Genomic DNA, 16643 nt, shown 5'->3' on the forward strand with positions numbered 1-16643 from the left:
TACTAAATTTGCGTTTCAAAATTAGCAATAAATAACGTGTAGTCATGATAAAAAAAGCAGAAAATATAATCGTTGGAATTTCAATAGGAGATTTAAACGGTATTGGAAGCGAAGTGGTGCTAAAAACCTTTGAAGATTCTAGAATGTTAGAATTTTGTACGCCTGTTATTTTTGCAAATGTAAAAATCATATCTGCAATAAAGAAAACCTTCGAATCTACTGCCGCAATTCACGGAATAGATACTTTGGAGCAAATAGTTATTGGTAAAATAAATGTTTTTAATGTTTGGAGAGAGCATTTAGAATTAAATTATGGAACCAATGACGATGCATTAGGGAAATATGCAATTAAATCATTTGTATCTGCTACAAAAGCTTTAAAAGAAGGAAAAGTAGACGTTTTGGTAACTGCGCCAATAAATAAATACAATATCCAGTCGGAAGATTTTAAATTCCCAGGCCACACTGATTATTTGAACCAAGAATTAACTGGCGATGCATTGATGTTTATGGTTCAAGACAACCTTAGGGTAGGACTTTTAACCGATCATATTCCTGTGAATGAGGTTGCTTCTCATCTTACAGAACAGTTAATTACTCAAAAAATTGAAACGATTAATAAGTCGCTAATTCAAGATTTCAGTATCAACAAACCAAAAATTGCCGTTTTAGGATTGAATCCACATGCGGGTGACGGCGGAGTTATCGGAAAAGAAGACGATACTTTATTGAAACCAGTAATTAAAAAATTATTTGAAAAAGGGACTTTGGTTTTTGGACCTTATCCTGCCGATGGCTTTTTTGGCAATAGCCAATATGAGAAATTCGATGCCGTAATTGCGGCCTATCACGACCAAGGTTTAATACCATTTAAAACATTATCGTTTGGGAATGGCGTAAATTACACTGCAGGGTTAGATAAAATTCGAACGTCCCCAGATCACGGAACTGCTTTTGATATTGCTGGAAAAGGAATTGCCAATCACAATTCATTTAAAGAGGCTGTTTTTTTAGCAATTGACATCTATAACTCAAGAAATGAGTATATAGAAATCAGCAATAATCCACTAAAAACCAAAGAAAAGCAGTTGTAAACAAAAAAATGTTGATAACGCTTTTGATATTAGTATTATTTTATATCTTTGCACCCCGAAGTTTTGGGAAAAATTGTTGTTAGGATGAAAAAGTTAAATGAATTTTTAATTCCATTTATAGGATTAAAGTTAGGAAAACATCAATTTGAATATCAAATAAGTAAGGAGTTCTTTGATAACTTTGATTATGATGAGTTTGAAAGCGCAAACATTAAAGTAAATGTTGCTTTTGAAAAGAAAAGCACCCTTATGGAATTGAATTTTAAACACAAGGGAACCATTCATGTTCCTTGTGATTTAACAAACGAAATGTTTGATTTTCCAATAAAAGGAAAACTAAAAGTAATCGTAAAGTTTGGAGAAGAATACAATGATGATAATGACGAGTTATTGATTTTGCCTCACGGGGAACATGAAATTAATATTTCTCAAATTATATACGAAATGATTGTTTTGTCTATACCTTTCAGAAGGGTTCACCCAGGAATAAAAGACGGAACATTAAATTCAGAAGCATTAAAAAAGCTTAATGAATTAAGAGTTGAAGAAATAAAAAAAGAAGAAGAAATTGACCCGCGTTGGGAAAAATTAAAACAACTATTAACGGATAAATAATATAGTAAAATGGCACATCCTAAGAGAAAAACCTCGAAGACTAGAAGAGACAAGAGAAGAACACATTATAAAGCTACAGTTGCTCAAATTGCAACTTGTCCTATCACAGGAGAAGCACATTTATACCACAGAGCTTACTGGCATGAAGGTAAAATGTACTACAGAGGTCAGGTTGTTATTGACAAGCAAGTTGCTGTTGCTTAATACATTTTAAAAATAAAAGATAAACTCTCACCTGTTGGGAGTTTTTTTTGTTGGAATAAACTTTAACAGCTTATATTCAACACTAAATGAAATAATTTAGAAAATAATTTGTAATTTCAACCCGTTTTCGGAATTCAATTACAAGTCGAAAATTAAAAATCCTATGAGTAAAATTACAGCCGCAATTACTGCTGTCGGTGGATATGTTCCAGATTTTGTACTTTCTAATCAAGTATTAGAAACTATGGTTGATACCAATGATGAATGGATTACAACAAGAACTGGAATTAAAGAAAGAAGGATTTTAAAAGGAGAAGGATTAGGAACATCCTATTTAGCAATTCAAGCCGCAAAAGACCTATTAAAAAAAGGAAATATTGACCCTTTAGAAATTGATTTGGTTTTATTGGCAACTGCAACACCTGACATGCTTGTAGCATCAACAGGAGTTTATGTAGCTTCCCAAATAGGCGCTACCAATGCATTTGCATACGATTTACAAGCAGCATGTTCAAGTTTCTTATATGGAATGTCAACAGCATCTTCTTATATTGAATCTGGAAGGTATAAAAAAGTACTTTTAATAGGTGCCGATAAAATGTCGTCAATAATTGATTATACTGATAGAGCTACTTGTATTATTTTTGGCGATGGCGCAGGAGCGGTTTTATTTGAACCAAATCATGAAGGCCTAGGCTTTCAAGATGAGATTTTGAGATCAGACGGAATAGGAAGAGAATTTCTTAAAATGGATGCCGGCGGTTCTATCCTCCCTCCATCTCATGAAACTGTAGATGCAAAACAACATTTCGTTTTTCAAGATGGAAAACAAGTTTATAAATACGCTGTTACCGGAATGGCTGATGTCAGTGAGAAAATAATGCAAAGAAATAATCTTTCACATGCAGATGTAAATTGGCTTGTTGCTCATCAAGCTAATAAAAGAATAATAGATGCTACATCAAGTAGAATGGGTATTGACGACAGTAAAGTATTAATAAATATTGAAAAATATGGAAATACTACATCTGCGACACTGCCTTTATTATTATTTGATTTTGAGAAAAAATTAAAAAAAGGAGATAATATAATATTCGCCGCTTTTGGAGGTGGATTCACATGGGGATCTATCTATTTAAAGTGGGCATACAACAGAGAGTAAACTAACCTAAAATTAATATTATGGATTTAAAAGAAATTCAAAACCTGATCAAGTTTGTTTCTAATTCGGGAGTTGCAGAAGTAAAGCTAGAAATGGATGATGTAAAAATCACCATTAAAACTACAGTAGAAGGAACTTCTCCAGAAATTACATATTTACAAGCGCCTGTAGCTCAAGCTGCTCCTCAAGCTGCTCCAGCACCAGTTGCTGCCACTCCAGTTGCTGCTGCACCTGCTGCAGAAAACTCAAATTACATCACTGTAAAATCTCCAATGATTGGTACTTTCTACAGAAAACCATCACCAGACAAACCAATGTTTGTAGAAGTTGGAAGCACAATTTCAAAAGGAGATACCTTATGTGTAATTGAAGCGATGAAATTGTTTAACGAAATTGAATCTGAAGTATCAGGTAAAATCGTTAAAATATTAGTTGATGATATGTCACCAGTAGAATTTGACCAACCGTTATTCATAGTTGATCCTTCTTAAGAAATTATAAATTATGAATTTTAAATTATGAATTGGCATACACTTTCATAATTTATAACTTATAACTCATAACTCATAATTCAAAAAAAAATGTTTAAAAAAATATTAATTGCAAATAGAGGTGAAATCGCTCTTCGAGTTATTAGAACCTGCAGAGAAATGGGAATTAAAACGGTTGCCGTTTATTCTACTGCTGATGCTGAAAGTCTTCACGTAAAATTTGCTGACGAAGCAGTTTGTATTGGACCTCCGCCAAGTAATCTTTCCTATTTAAAGATGTCAAATATTATTGCTGCAGCAGAAATTACTAATGCTGATGCAATACATCCGGGATACGGATTTCTTTCTGAAAATGCAAAATTTTCAAAAATCTGTCAAGAACACGGAATAAAATTTATTGGTGCTTCTCCAGAAATGATTGATAGAATGGGGGACAAAGCTTCTGCAAAAGCAACTATGATTGAAGCTGGAGTTCCATGTGTGCCAGGTTCTGCAGGAATATTGGAATCATACGAACAAGCTCAAAAATTATCTTTAGAAATGGGTTATCCTGTAATGCTAAAAGCTACCGCTGGTGGTGGAGGTAAAGGGATGCGTGCTGTTTGGAAAGAAGAAGATTTATTAAAAGCTTGGGAAGGTGCTCGGCAAGAGTCTGCTGCTGCATTCGGTAATGACGGAATGTATCTTGAAAAATTAATCGAAGAACCACGTCATATTGAAATTCAAGTAGTTGGTGATTCTTACGGAAAAGCGTGTCATTTATCGGAAAGAGATTGTTCTGTTCAACGCCGTCATCAAAAATTAACTGAGGAAACTCCGTCACCATTTATGACCGATGAATTAAGAACTAGAATGGGAGAAGCTGCTGTTAAAGCTGCCGAATATATAAAATATGAAGGTGCAGGAACGGTAGAATTTCTAGTGGACAAACATAGAAATTTCTATTTCATGGAAATGAACACTAGAATTCAAGTAGAGCACCCGATTACAGAGCAAGTAGTAGATTACGACTTGATTCGTGAGCAAATAATGGTGGCTGCAGGGATTCCAATTTCTGGGAAAAACTATTTACCACAACTACACGCAATTGAATGTAGAATAAACGCTGAAGATCCTTACAATGATTTCCGCCCTTCACCAGGAAAAATTACTACACTTCATGCACCAGGAGGACACGGTGTTCGACTAGATACTCACGTTTACGCAGGTTACACGATTCCGCCAAATTACGATTCAATGATTGCTAAATTAATTACAACGGCTCAAACGCGTCAAGAAGCGATTAATAAGATGAAACGCGCCTTGGATGAATTTGTAATAGAAGGAATAAAGACTACCATTCCTTTTCACCGTCAATTAATGGATGATGAGCAATATGTAGCTGGAAATTATACTACCGCTTTCATGGATACTTTTAAAATGAATGATCCTGAATAAAGCGAAATCTAAAAATTAAAAAATCCCAATCGAAAGATTGGGATTTTTTATTTTAAAAAGAGCTTTATTATTGCAGCTCTTATTTATATTTAAATTGAAACTACTAGTTTCCTGTAACTTTAACATTATCAACTTCCCAAGTAGAAGATGCTGTATTTGATGAGGTATATTTAAATGCCACATAAACAGTGCTATTTCCAGCTCCCGCGAAAGCGTTTAAAGATAAATTTCCTGAATTAGCCCAAACATAATTACCAGTTGATAGCGTTGCTCCAGTAATTGTTGTCCAAGTTACACCTGCTGCGTAAGGACTTCCCGAACCAGAATAGTTTCTAGAAACTAAAACTACAATAGGATCTCCTGTAAATTTGTAAGCATTATCAAAATTCAAAGTAGCTGTTGTTAAAGTAGATAAATTTTGAACAGGAGAAATCAACCAATCTTCATTAGCTCTACTGGTAGTTGCAAACCCTGACATTTTAGCCATAGAGCCTGGATTTCCAAAAGTAGTACTGTGTGTCCATACTTCAGCTCCAGTAACACTAAAAGCAGTCCAAGCAGCGATACCACCATCAAAAGTTTCATTTAATAAAGGAGAAAATCTTGGAGATGTTAATTTGATATCAGCTTCAGTTCTTACCATAAACTGGTAATCGTTGTTGTATTTTGTCATGATTCCTCTAATTTTTCCACTTCCAGTAGCAACTCTTTTTGCAGCAAAATTAGAATACCCACTTGTTCTAAAAATCACAGAACTTCCGTTAAAATCTTGAATTCTACGATTGGTTGCTCCACCGATAGTATTTGGATTTGATGGACTTGCATCATAATAAGTGCTATTATTTAAAATATCATTGTCAATAAATTGAACTCTATCCAATTCAATTAATTTATTTAAATAAGTACCACCACTAACAGCTTGTTCAATAGTTACTCGTTGAACTAATTGATCTTCATTTACAGCAGTACATGTTCTATTTACAGCAGCTTTGAAATCTGTTTCTGACATTCTTCCTACTTCAGCACCTCCTGAAGAGTTGGCATAAAGACCACCAATTCTCATTCCATCAAATTTTACATCTTTATACAAACCATCCATTTTAATTAGGACTTTTCTTCCTGGCTCATAATTAATAAAGGTAGAAGAGGCATCAACAGGAATACTGAATGCTCTTGATCCATCTAAAGTTTGGAAAGAAATTGATTTAAAGAAATTTCCCCCTATATCGCTAGAAGTTACATAAGCTTCAATTACGTCAGACACACCAGGAACAATATTGGTGTGAACTGCTACAACAGTACCAGCGATGATTTGAGAAACTTCTCTGTTTTTTACCAATGATGTTTCTGAACAATCTCCTAGGGTAGGTGCTCCAAACTCATCGTTTACACAACTAGTAAACAATCCCGCAGACAGAATACTAAAAAATACTGATTTTAAAATTATTGATTTCATATTATTGTTGTTTTATTTTTATTAGAAATTGATATATAAATTTAAGAAATAGGTTCTTCCGAAACCGTAAAAATATCTAGGGGCAAATGCCGGAGTTCCACTTGAAACGTCTTGGTTTAATTGTCTGTAGTTGGAGTTTCTTGCTTGTTCAAATCCACCTGTTTTGTATACAATATCCATAACGTTATTTATACTTGCAAAGAATCCAAAGGTGTTATCTCCTACTTTCCAAGATTTTCCACCAACTAAGTTTAATAAAGCAAAATTATCAAATTTTTCTTGCTTTAACAATTCGTTTGCTCTAGCTTGAGTTGCCTCAGGGAATGGATTGTTATTTACGCCTAGAGGGTCAGTAAAAAAGCGATCTGTTCTTGTAATCGGAGCAACATCAATATAATTATTAGCAAGGTAATTAATATTAGCACCTACCCACCAAAATTTAGGATCTCTATATTCAATTCCAAAAGCGGCAGCAGCTTGAGGCATACCTGACTGTTTGTAATTTTTTAATTTTGCTTGACCATAATCATTTAATGGCATCGGATTATCTATAGTTGCTGCAGCATCGGAACTTACTTTTACATTTGGATTACTGTCAAAAATATAGTCTCCATAAGCAATACTTGTTGTCACTTTTAGGGTAGAAGTAATTGGATATTCAGCACCAAATTCAATTCCTACATTTCTCTTATCTAAATTTGTAATCGTTTCAGCTACGAAAACATTGCTTTCATTTGCATCAGTTGCTGGGTCATCAATTCCTGCACCGTCTCCAAAAAAGAACGAAGTTTCAGTTTGATTTTGAATTTTAGAATAAAAAGCGGTAAGTCTAAGTTTTAATTTAGGAGTAGAAATTATATAACTCGCATCCGCACTTGAAACAGTTTCATTTGAAACACCATCAGTTATATTATTAGTAACTCTGGCATTATTGAATACATTTCTTAAACTCGGTGCTTTAGTCATATAAAGACCATTAAAAGTTAAGTATTGACGTCCCGAAATTTTGTAAGTTAAACCTCCTTTAAATCCAAAATTATCAAAAACTTTTTTAGGGCTAAACCCATAAGAATTGTTTGCGTAGAAACCATTTCTAAACAATCCTTCTCTTTCATATTCTGAACGAGAGAATGATTGTGCTAAGTAGAAATCAACTTTCTTGTAAACAAATTTAAATTGGGTAAAGGCATCAATTTTTGTGGTAAACAAATTATAATTGTACCCATAAGCATCTCCTTTTCCAACCATTCTATTTGGATTATTTAAATCAGATTGCTGTTGATCGCCAACGCCAAATAAATTTAAGTCATAAAAAGCGGAACCTCCTAATAAATCAAGCATGTTTTTAAAATTGTGAGATTTCAACCTAGTGAAACTTCCACCCGCATTTAAAATTATATTATCTGAAAGTTGAGAACTTAATATTGAATTAGCCACCGCTTGAGTGTCATCGGTACGGTCTTCGAATAGCACGTATTTACTTGTTCCGCTAATTGAATTGGCACGATACATTGATGTCCAATCTATTTGTTTATTAGTAAAAAAGTTTGCGTTTTGAGAGCCTATTAAGGCAGGGTTTGTTGGATCATTAGGGTTGTATAAACTGATACCTCCTAAACCACCAGGAAGATAAGCCGCAGGATTTTGAAGTGTAACAGCCGCAGGGTCATTTTCAAATAATGATGTGTAGTAACTAGGCAAGTTTCTATAATAAGTAGGGTCAGGATTATTGGCTCCTTGAAAATCTATTCTACTATTTCCAATTTTACCTGTTTGAAAAGAAACATTAATATTCAAATTGGTTTTTGAAGATAGTTTCCAATAATTACTTAAAATAAATATTGGCTCTTCAACAGTTTTTACTCTAGAATTTCTTTTTTCCCCATTTTGCCAACCCCAGTAAGAATTGTATGTTTCACCTCCAAGGCGAGTTACCTCTTGAGTATTTGGAGAATTTTTTCCTCTACTGTTTTGTCCGAAAATAGCAGTAAAATTTAAGCTATTATTTTTAGATATTTTTCTTTCTACGGATGCAAAAAAGGAATTAGCACTATAATTTGTGCCTTGGAAATATCCTTCTTGAGCCCAACGTCTAGAAGCAGAAATGGTGTAAGCCCATCCGTCACTTCGCATACCAGAAGCTACAGTTCCCATAATTCTACCAGTATAATTGGTATTGGTTCCACCAAATGAAACTCTATTCCCCGGGCGATATAAAGAAGCTCTTGTATTAATTTCATTGGTACCTAGAATACCACCAAAAGTATAATCAGAAGGTGCAGATCCATTAGTAAATTCTTGATTACGAGTAGCGTCATTCAAGCCACCCCAATTACTATATTGTGGTCTTCCATCATAGATTTTATTCATGGAAATTCCATTGATCATGGTAACACCATATTCATTATCCAATCCTCTCATCTTGAAACGAGCCTGACCCCAGTTAAAAGCTGCTGCTTGTTGGAACACGTCTCTAGATGCCTGAAGCAAACTAGAAGTGCTTTCTGAACCACTGTTGTCGTCTCCTAAGTCGGAATCAGTAATCGTAATTAAACTTAATTGTCTTTCTTCTGTAATATCAGATTCCAAATTAATTGTTCCTAAATCTAATATTTTGCCAGCTACAATTTCAACTGAAAGTAACTGATCTTTATACCCAGTACTTTTAATTTGAACCAATTTTATTCCAGCAGCTACAGTTTCAAATGTAAATTTTCCTTCGGCATTTGTGAGCTGAGTTAAATTTGAATTTTGAATCGTGGCAATTGCATTTTGTAATGGCTTTTTTGTTTTAGCATCAATTACCTTCCCAGAAACTCCAGAAATATCCTGAGCAAAAACAAAAAATACTTGCATTACAAATAAGAAACTAATAACAAGTTTTTTCATAAAGTATTTTTAAATTAACCCTTATTTTTTATTTATTTAAAAAACGGGCTTACAAATTTACACGATTTTAATTTACTAAAATTAAAATCCCTTAACTAATTGTTAAAATTGTTGTTTTATTTACATTAATAATATTAGAACAATTAAAAAAAGTCAAATAAACAACAGAATTTATTTCGGAATAATGCCATTTGTATTTTTTAATTTTCTTTAAAATAATCACTTATTAATTTCTTAATATCCTAATGTAATTAATCTCCAATAATATTTTACATTTGTAGCCCTACTATGTTAAAGGCGAGGATAATTAAACACCTAAATTCTATGAACTTAAGAAATAAAATCACACTTCTTTTTATATTTTTCACAATTATTTGTATCAATGCGCAGCAAAAGAAATTTTCCGTTCATACGGTGGCTTTCTATAATTTAGAAAATTTATTTGATACCATTAACAATCCTAATTTTGATGAAGAATGGTTGCCAAATGGCGCTCAAAACTGGACCTCTGAAAAATACAGTAAAAAATTAGAGAATCTAGCGAGAGTACTTTCTGAAATTGGAACTGGTGAAAACCCAAATTCACCAACTTTAATTGGTGGTTCAGAAATTGAAAACAGAGGTGTTTTGGAAGACCTAGTAAAACAACCTAAACTTGCCGTAAACAATTACGGAATTGTGCACTATGACTCTCCCGATAAACGAGGAATTGACGTGGCACTTTTATATCAAAAAAAACATTTTAAACCTACAAGCTCCATCAATATCCCTTTGCTAATTTATAGAAACGATTCTAAAATTGTAGAAAAAAATTCCGGAGAAACCGCTGAAGATAAAGCCGATAGCGATAAAAATGAGGTTTCAATTGACAACCGAGTTTATACCAGAGACGTATTATTAGTAACAGGAATGTTAGACGGCGATGAGGTAAATGTCATTGTAAATCACTGGCCATCAAGATCAGGTGGTGAAAAAAAGAGCAGCCCATTTAGAGAAGCAGCCGGAAGATTGAATAAAAAAATCATGGATTCAATTTATAAAATAAATCCAAATGCCAAAATAATCATCATGGGAGATTTGAATGATGGCACCTACAATAAAAGTGTAAAAGAAGGAATTGGTGCAAAATTAAAAAAGGAACAAGTGAAACAATTCGGAGTTTATAATCCTTTCGAGCAAATGGCAATTGACGGCAATTCTTCTCTTTTTTATAGAGATGCCGGAGATATTTTCGACCAAATAATGGTGTCCGAAACATTAATAAAAAAAGACTATTCATCCTACAGATATTGGAAATCAGGAATTTACAACAAACCGTTTATGATTCAAACCACCGGCCAATACAAGGGATATCCACTAAGGCACACTATAAACGAGGTAGGTTTTAGCGACCACTTCCCAGTTTATATTTATCTTATTAAAGAAGAAAAATAAATAAAAACCGCTATTCATTGAGTAGCGGTTTTTTTCTATTCTTTGGTTTTTTCGAGTAACGAAGCTTTATTTTTTGGAGCTATTCCGGCTATCATTCCAAATCCTCGCTAAAAAGCTCGGGATTTTCCCTTCTATCCGGGCTAGGCGATTGGATTTATAAAATTATTTTCTTTTCCCAGCGAAAAACGACTTCATTAAGTAGGCCGCTTCCTCCGCCAATACTCCTCGCACCACAGTTGTTTTCGGATGTAATTGAGTTCCCATATTATCAAAACCTCTATTTTCATCGCTTGCACCAAATACAATTTTGGAAATCTGACTCCAATACAAAGCACCAGCACACATTTGACAAGGTTCTAAAGTAACATACAAAGTGCAACCCGTTAAGAATTTTCCGCCAAGGAAATTTGCCGCCGAAGTAATGGCTTGCATTTCTGCATGCGCGGTAACATCATTCAAAAGTTCAGTGAGATTGTGAGTTCTCGCAATGATTTTATTATCAACCACAATCAAAGCGCCCACAGGGACTTCGCCTTTTTCAAAAGCCAATTCCGCTTCCTGCAAAGCTTTTTTCATGAAATATTCGTCACTGAAAGGGTTTTCCATAATAGTATTTACTAATCACAAATTACTAACTATTTGTGAATCTTAGTTTTATTTTTGTGAATCTTTGAGAAACAACTTTTTATCGATTGTAAAAATACAATTTCAAATCGTACATTTGCATTATGTCAAGCAATTTACTTTCAAATATCAATTCTCCATCCGATTTAAGGCTTCTTGACGAAGTGCAACTTCCTCAATTGGCTCAAGAGTTGCGTGATTTTATAATTGATATTGTTGCCGTAAAAGAAGGGCATTTGGGAGCAAGTTTGGGTGTAATAGAATTAACCATCGCACTCCATTATATTTTTGATACCCCTAATGATTTATTAGTTTGGGACGTTGGTCACCAGGCCTACGGTCACAAAATCCTTACCGGTAGAAGAGATAATTTTCATACTAACAGACAGCTGAACGGGATTTCAGGTTTCCCAAAACGAAGTGAAAGCAATTTTGATACCTTCGGTGTTGGACATTCGTCCACTTCAATATCAGCTGCTTTAGGAATGGCAATTGCTTCCAATTTAAAAGGCGATTTGAACAAGCAACATATTGCGGTTATTGGTGACGCTTCAATAGCTTCCGGAATGGCGTTTGAAGGACTGAATCACGCCGGAGTTACCGATGCCAATTTATTAGTGATTCTGAACGATAACGCCATTGGAATTGATCCAAGTGTAGGCGCCTTGAAAAATTATTTGACTGCAGTCAAAGAAGGAAAAAATCCGAAGGAGAACAACATGATCAAATCCCTTAATTTTGATTATTCTGGCCCAATTGATGGAAACGATATTTATGCAGTTCTGAGAGAATTAAAACGATTACAAAAAATAAAAGGCCCTAAATTCCTTCACATTATTACTACTAAAGGGAAAGGACTTCAACAAGCAGAAGACAACCAAGTGCAATACCATGCACCAGGGAAATTTGATAAAATTACGGGGGAAATTATTCCAAAATCGGAGCAGCATTTACCTCCAAAATACCAAGATGTTTTTGGATTAACGCTTCTAGAATTGGCTAAAGCCAATGAAAAAATAATTGGAATTACCCCTGCAATGCCTTCAGGAAGTTCGCTTAAATTTATGATGGACGAGTTTCCAAAACGTGCATTCGATGTTGGAATCGCCGAACAGCACGCGGTAACTTTATCAGCTGGAATGACAACCCAAGGAATGATTGTTTTCTGTAATATTTATTCTACTTTTTTACAGCGCGCCTACGACCAAGTTATTCACGATGTTGCTTTACAAAATTTGCCTGTAATTTTCTGTTTGGACAGAGCAGGGTTAGTTGGCGAAGATGGAGCAACACACCATGGCGTTTTTGATTTGGCTTATTTGCGATGTATTCCCAATCTGATTGTGTATTCGCCAATAAACGAAATTGCCCTTCGGAATATTTTATTTACCGCTCAACTGGGCTTGAATAACCCAATTGCAATCCGTTATCCAAGAGGTCGAGGACAAATTGTAGATTGGCAAAAGCCTTACAAAAAATTGGAAATAGGCAAAGCCAATTGTATTAAAGAAGGAACAATCACAGCCGTTTTATCTAATGGACCAATAGGAAACACAGTTACATTGGCTATAGCCAAACTGAACAATCCAGAAGCCATAGCACATTTCGATTTTGCATTTGTAAAACCTTTAGACGAAAATGCTTTGCATGCAATTTTCAATGAATTTGAAAAAATAATCACTATTGAAGATGGAGTAATAAATGGTGGTTTTGGAAGTGCTATATTAGAATTTGCTTCTCAAAATAATTATTCAACCCCAATTCTAAATTTGGGAATCCCAGACGAATTTATTGAACAAGGAACTGTTGAAGAATTGCATCAATATTGTAAAATAGATGTGGACAGTTTAGTTTCTATTTTATCATAAAAAAAATCCAACCATTTTCATGATTGGATTTTTTAATTCAACTATTTTAAACTAGTTTTTAATAATTTTTTGAGAATAATTTAAGTCATCTCCAGAAATTCTTAGAACATAAATTCCAGATTCAACCGATTTTAAATCAATTGCTTTTTCTGAATTAAAGAATTCATTTTTAGCAGTATAAACTTCTCTTCCGTTTAAATCAACTACTTGAATAGTTACTTTTCCTGAGTATTGATTGATGTTGATATTATAAATACCATTAGATGGATTTGGAGAAATTACAACTCCTTTTTTATTTGAGAAATCTTCATTTGCTAATGTTCCAGAGGTAAACAATCCAGAGAAAACCCCTCTTCCGTAGGTAGAAGCATATACGGCATTGTCATTTCTTAAATCCAAATCAGTGACTTTAACGTTGCTCATGCCGTTGAATGATTGAAACCAAACAGGAGATGCAGTGTTGAAGGTAGTGGTATACCAAACCCCAAGATCAGTACCTACAATTACCTCATTAAGTTTTAATGGGTTTTGTAAAATACATTTTACAGGTAAATCAGGCAAGTTTCCTTCTTTGTTTTGCCAAGTTAATCCACGATCGGCACTGTACCAAATACTTGCTACATTATAATTATGGAAAGTTACAAAAATATCATTTTCTGATTGACCAAATTCTACATCTGAAACACTTCCTACAAAATTTGGTCCCGTAATATCGGTCCATGTTACTGTAGAGGCATTTGCATTTGCTGAAATCAAGACTTTTCCATTTCTAAAACCAACCAATAAAGTTGTTGCTGCAGTTGAGTATTTTGAGACATTTAATGCTGTAGGTGAACTTGTAATTAAAGTGGTATTGGTTAAAGTAGTTTTTGTAACCGTACCTGATTTTAAATTGGTATATCTTCTAATTCCATAAACAGGAGTTGTACCTGGAACGGTGTAATCGGCAAATAATATATCTCTACTAGAGTCCAATGCCATCGGACAAATAAATGCACCGTTAGAGGTAGTTTCGTTATTTATTGTTCTAGTTGACCCTGAGGTTGTTCTGTAAACAATCCTTTGGTTATAAACATAGTTAGTAATAAAATAATTATCAGTACCTTGATCAAACATAGAAGCAGCACCATCGCCTCCTTGAGCTTCAACACTTGCATTCTCTCCAGCTGAAACGCCACCAAAATATTGAGAACCATTATCCTGAGCTCCTGCAACAAAATAATCTCCTGAACCGATACTAGTTGGACCTACTCCAACGGTATAAAACTGAGTAACATTAAATCCATTATTTCTAGAATCAATACCAGAGTTACTAGTTGCTGAAGATAAATTTCCACCATAATAAACCCCACCATCATTCCCAAAAACAGCTACATTCGAATTTCCGGGTTTGAATGTTATTGCATGTTGATCTGAGTGAACATTTGTTGTCCAATTTGAAATTGAAACCCATGAATTTCCTCCGTCTGATGATCGATATAAATCAATTCCACCTACGTAAACAATTTGGTCATTACTTGGATCTGCTTCAATTGTTAAGTTATACCAACCCTGACCTCCAGTAAATCCGTAGGTAGTTTCTCTTGTTTCATTTCCAACAGGCAACGGCATAATGCTTGATGTTGCAAAACCATCGGTTGTTTTAATAATTTGTACTTCAACTCCGTCAGTTGCAGTTGCTTGATTTAATTGCGATAAAACATAAATTAGGTTTGGGTTTGTCGCTGAGGTTTCAATTTCAACTCGTTCGCCACCACCATTTCCAGTTACTGTGTACTTCTCAACAAAAGTTGCGCCTCCATCTGAGGAACAAAAAACTTTTCCACCACCTTCAGAAAAGGCAAAACTGTTTTTAGTAGAAATCCATAATTTATTGTCGGCACCAATTTCTATATCATTAGGACAATATTTATTTTGACTTGAAGAAAGCGGCATATTTAATTGTGCCCAAGTTGAGCCACCGTTGACAGATTTATAAACTCCAAAGGTATCAGAACCCATATAAGTGGTTGAGTTTGCAGAACCATAATAAGAATCTGCTGCAGCAACATAAACCTCAGAAACTCCTGCATTATTTCGTATAGCAATTTTATTTATATGCTGAATACCAGGAACTAAACTTCCGGTAATAACTCCGGCATTACTTGGGTTTAAAGTTACATTGACATCACCCGAAGCTAATGCTGCTTCTAAACGATCACCATCAGCTTGAGATATCATAACTGAAGGGATAGTAATATTTGTATCTGTTCCTCCAATTGCCGCTGGCGGACCAGGAACGTTATTCATAATAATTACAGCAATGGCTCCTGCAGTTTGGGCATTCATTACTTTTACAGCAAATGTACAAGAACCTCTTCTTATTAAAGCAATTTTTCCATTAACAGCTGCAGAATTTGTGAATCCCACGCACCCAATAGTTGGGGTCGCAGAGCCATCTGAAACTAAAACGATATTTGATGTCATTGGCGCAGTGATAGTTGGACCAAATGATAAATTTGGAAAGCATGGGTAATTTCCAGCAGCACCAGAAGGGCTGTTAACTGTAACATTACTAGCAGATTGAAAAGTAGTAGCTCCGGTAACTCCACCAAGAACTCTGGTCCATGTTGCTCCTCCATTTATTGATTTCCAAACGCCATTTCCGCCTACATCTCCTGCAGTATAGGATTCCCCAGTTCCAAGATAAAATACATTGGTATTATTTGGGTCAAAAGCGAGGCAAGATACATTTAGATTGTCTGTAATATTTACTCTAGTCCATACTGATCCTGCATTTGAAATCGCTGTATTTTTCCAAAGACCACCACTAACACCACCTGCAAAAACAGTCTCACGAGTAGGATCGTTAGGGTCAAACATTATTGCTCTTGTTCTACCTCCAACATTTGTTGGGCCTCTTTCAACCCAGCTGTTATCAACCGCATCCCCTGGAACTCTTCCTGAAGCAAGTATTCGTTGTCTTTCTTCTACTATTTCTCTTCGAATTACCTCCAAATTCTCAGGAGTTGGTCTACCTAAAACAGGATTCATAGTTAATTCCCACTCATTTTCATAGTATTTATTGGGAGGAACTCCATTTGGTCTATCGTTTCCTAATTGTTTTGATTTTAAAAATGGGCTGTGACTTTGGTAATACGCCAATTTTTTTCTTAACTCAAGTGTTTTTTTACTTGGTTTTGCTTTTTTGTTTTTTTTAATTGTGGCTGACAATGTTTTTGATTCTTTTTCTGTTTTTGCCTGAGAAAACCCCGACACAATAAACAAAATAGTGAAAATCAAAAAAAGTAGTTTGTTTTTCATAATATTAGTTTAAAATTTATAAGATTGTAAAGATAGGGATTCAATTGGTCTTAAAAATAATAAAAA

At 34.5% G+C, this 16643-nt stretch carries 12 protein-coding genes; 8 read left to right on the forward strand and 4 right to left on the reverse strand.

From position 1 onward, the window contains the following. The first annotated feature begins 44 nt into the window (after positions 1-44). The 6 genes from pdxA to accC all read left to right on the forward strand — a co-directional run bounded on the left by pdxA (position 45) and on the right by accC (position 5003). Complete coding sequence (gene pdxA, locus AC9UFV_RS00005) at positions 45-1094, forward strand: 4-hydroxythreonine-4-phosphate dehydrogenase PdxA (RefSeq protein ID WP_509571412.1); 1050 nt, start codon at positions 45-47, stop codon at positions 1092-1094. Between the two features lie 84 nt (positions 1095-1178). Next, positions 1179-1709 (forward strand): YceD family protein, encoded by a 531-nt coding sequence (locus AC9UFV_RS00010; protein WP_509571415.1) that lies wholly within the window; start codon positions 1179-1181, stop codon positions 1707-1709. 9 nt (positions 1710-1718) lie between these two features. Beyond that, complete coding sequence (gene rpmF, locus AC9UFV_RS00015; RefSeq protein ID WP_509564873.1) at positions 1719-1913, forward strand: 50S ribosomal protein L32; 195 nt, start codon at positions 1719-1721, stop codon at positions 1911-1913. 163 nt (positions 1914-2076) lie between these two features. Beyond that, on the forward strand, positions 2077-3075 hold the full coding sequence (locus tag AC9UFV_RS00020) for a beta-ketoacyl-ACP synthase III (protein WP_509571418.1): 999 nt from the start codon (positions 2077-2079) through the stop codon (positions 3073-3075). A gap of 20 nt (positions 3076-3095) precedes the next feature. Further along, the gene (accB, locus tag AC9UFV_RS00025) at positions 3096-3566 is read left to right on the forward strand and encodes an acetyl-CoA carboxylase biotin carboxyl carrier protein (RefSeq protein ID WP_509571420.1); all 471 of its coding nucleotides are present in this window, start codon (positions 3096-3098) and stop codon (positions 3564-3566) included. A gap of 90 nt (positions 3567-3656) precedes the next feature. Further along, on the forward strand, positions 3657-5003 hold the full coding sequence (accC, locus tag AC9UFV_RS00030) for an acetyl-CoA carboxylase biotin carboxylase subunit (RefSeq protein WP_509571423.1): 1347 nt from the start codon (positions 3657-3659) through the stop codon (positions 5001-5003). Between the two features lie 103 nt (positions 5004-5106). Here accC and AC9UFV_RS00035 read toward each other — a convergent pair whose 3' ends face one another. Continuing rightward, complete coding sequence (locus tag AC9UFV_RS00035; RefSeq protein ID WP_509571426.1) at positions 5107-6459, reverse strand: DUF5689 domain-containing protein; 1353 nt, start codon at positions 6457-6459, stop codon at positions 5107-5109. A gap of 21 nt (positions 6460-6480) precedes the next feature. Further along, entirely contained in the window at positions 6481-9348 is a 2868-nt protein-coding gene (locus AC9UFV_RS00040; RefSeq protein WP_509571429.1) for a carboxypeptidase-like regulatory domain-containing protein, read from the reverse strand. Positions 9349-9672: 324 nt separating this feature from the next. Here AC9UFV_RS00040 and AC9UFV_RS00045 point away from each other — a divergent pair, with 324 nt between their 5' ends. Beyond that, the gene (locus AC9UFV_RS00045; RefSeq protein ID WP_509571432.1) at positions 9673-10782 is read left to right on the forward strand and encodes an endonuclease/exonuclease/phosphatase family protein; all 1110 of its coding nucleotides are present in this window, start codon (positions 9673-9675) and stop codon (positions 10780-10782) included. A 162-nt stretch (positions 10783-10944) separates the two neighbouring features. Here the strand turns inward: AC9UFV_RS00045 and AC9UFV_RS00050 are convergent, their stop codons facing one another. After that, a complete protein-coding gene (locus AC9UFV_RS00050) occupies positions 10945-11388 on the reverse strand; it encodes a nucleoside deaminase (RefSeq protein ID WP_509571435.1) in 444 nt (147 codons plus the stop codon). Positions 11389-11510: 122 nt separating this feature from the next. Between AC9UFV_RS00050 and AC9UFV_RS00055 the strand changes: the two genes are divergently transcribed. Beyond that, the gene (locus AC9UFV_RS00055; RefSeq protein WP_509571437.1) at positions 11511-13274 is read left to right on the forward strand and encodes a 1-deoxy-D-xylulose-5-phosphate synthase; all 1764 of its coding nucleotides are present in this window, start codon (positions 11511-11513) and stop codon (positions 13272-13274) included. A gap of 51 nt (positions 13275-13325) precedes the next feature. Here AC9UFV_RS00055 and AC9UFV_RS00060 read toward each other — a convergent pair whose 3' ends face one another. Then, a complete protein-coding gene (locus AC9UFV_RS00060) occupies positions 13326-16577 on the reverse strand; it encodes a PA domain-containing protein (protein WP_509571439.1) in 3252 nt (1083 codons plus the stop codon). Between the last annotated feature and the right edge of the window lie 66 nt (positions 16578-16643).

Origin of the sequence: Flavobacterium sp. (assembly GCF_044349645.1) — a bacterium.
Classification (GTDB): domain Bacteria; phylum Bacteroidota; class Bacteroidia; order Flavobacteriales; family Flavobacteriaceae; genus Flavobacterium.

What these genes read in the sequence shown, in the direction of transcription:
- pdxA (WP_509571412.1), top strand. Translation starts at nt 45, where the DNA reads ATGATAAAAAAAGCAGAAAATATAATCGTTGGAATTTCAATAGGAGAT.
- AC9UFV_RS00010 (WP_509571415.1), top strand. Translation starts at nt 1,179, where the DNA reads ATGAAAAAGTTAAATGAATTTTTAATTCCATTTATAGGATTAAAGTTA.
- rpmF (WP_509564873.1), top strand. Translation starts at nt 1,719, where the DNA reads ATGGCACATCCTAAGAGAAAAACCTCGAAGACTAGAAGAGACAAGAGA.
- AC9UFV_RS00020 (WP_509571418.1), top strand. Translation starts at nt 2,077, where the DNA reads ATGAGTAAAATTACAGCCGCAATTACTGCTGTCGGTGGATATGTTCCA.
- accB (WP_509571420.1), top strand. Translation starts at nt 3,096, where the DNA reads ATGGATTTAAAAGAAATTCAAAACCTGATCAAGTTTGTTTCTAATTCG.
- accC (WP_509571423.1), top strand. Translation starts at nt 3,657, where the DNA reads ATGTTTAAAAAAATATTAATTGCAAATAGAGGTGAAATCGCTCTTCGA.
- AC9UFV_RS00035 (WP_509571426.1), bottom strand. Translation starts at nt 6,459, where the DNA reads ATGAAATCAATAATTTTAAAATCAGTATTTTTTAGTATTCTGTCTGCG.
- AC9UFV_RS00040 (WP_509571429.1), bottom strand. Translation starts at nt 9,348, where the DNA reads ATGAAAAAACTTGTTATTAGTTTCTTATTTGTAATGCAAGTATTTTTT.
- AC9UFV_RS00045 (WP_509571432.1), top strand. Translation starts at nt 9,673, where the DNA reads ATGAACTTAAGAAATAAAATCACACTTCTTTTTATATTTTTCACAATT.
- AC9UFV_RS00050 (WP_509571435.1), bottom strand. Translation starts at nt 11,388, where the DNA reads ATGGAAAACCCTTTCAGTGACGAATATTTCATGAAAAAAGCTTTGCAG.
- AC9UFV_RS00055 (WP_509571437.1), top strand. Translation starts at nt 11,511, where the DNA reads ATGTCAAGCAATTTACTTTCAAATATCAATTCTCCATCCGATTTAAGG.
- AC9UFV_RS00060 (WP_509571439.1), bottom strand. Translation starts at nt 16,577, where the DNA reads ATGAAAAACAAACTACTTTTTTTGATTTTCACTATTTTGTTTATTGTG.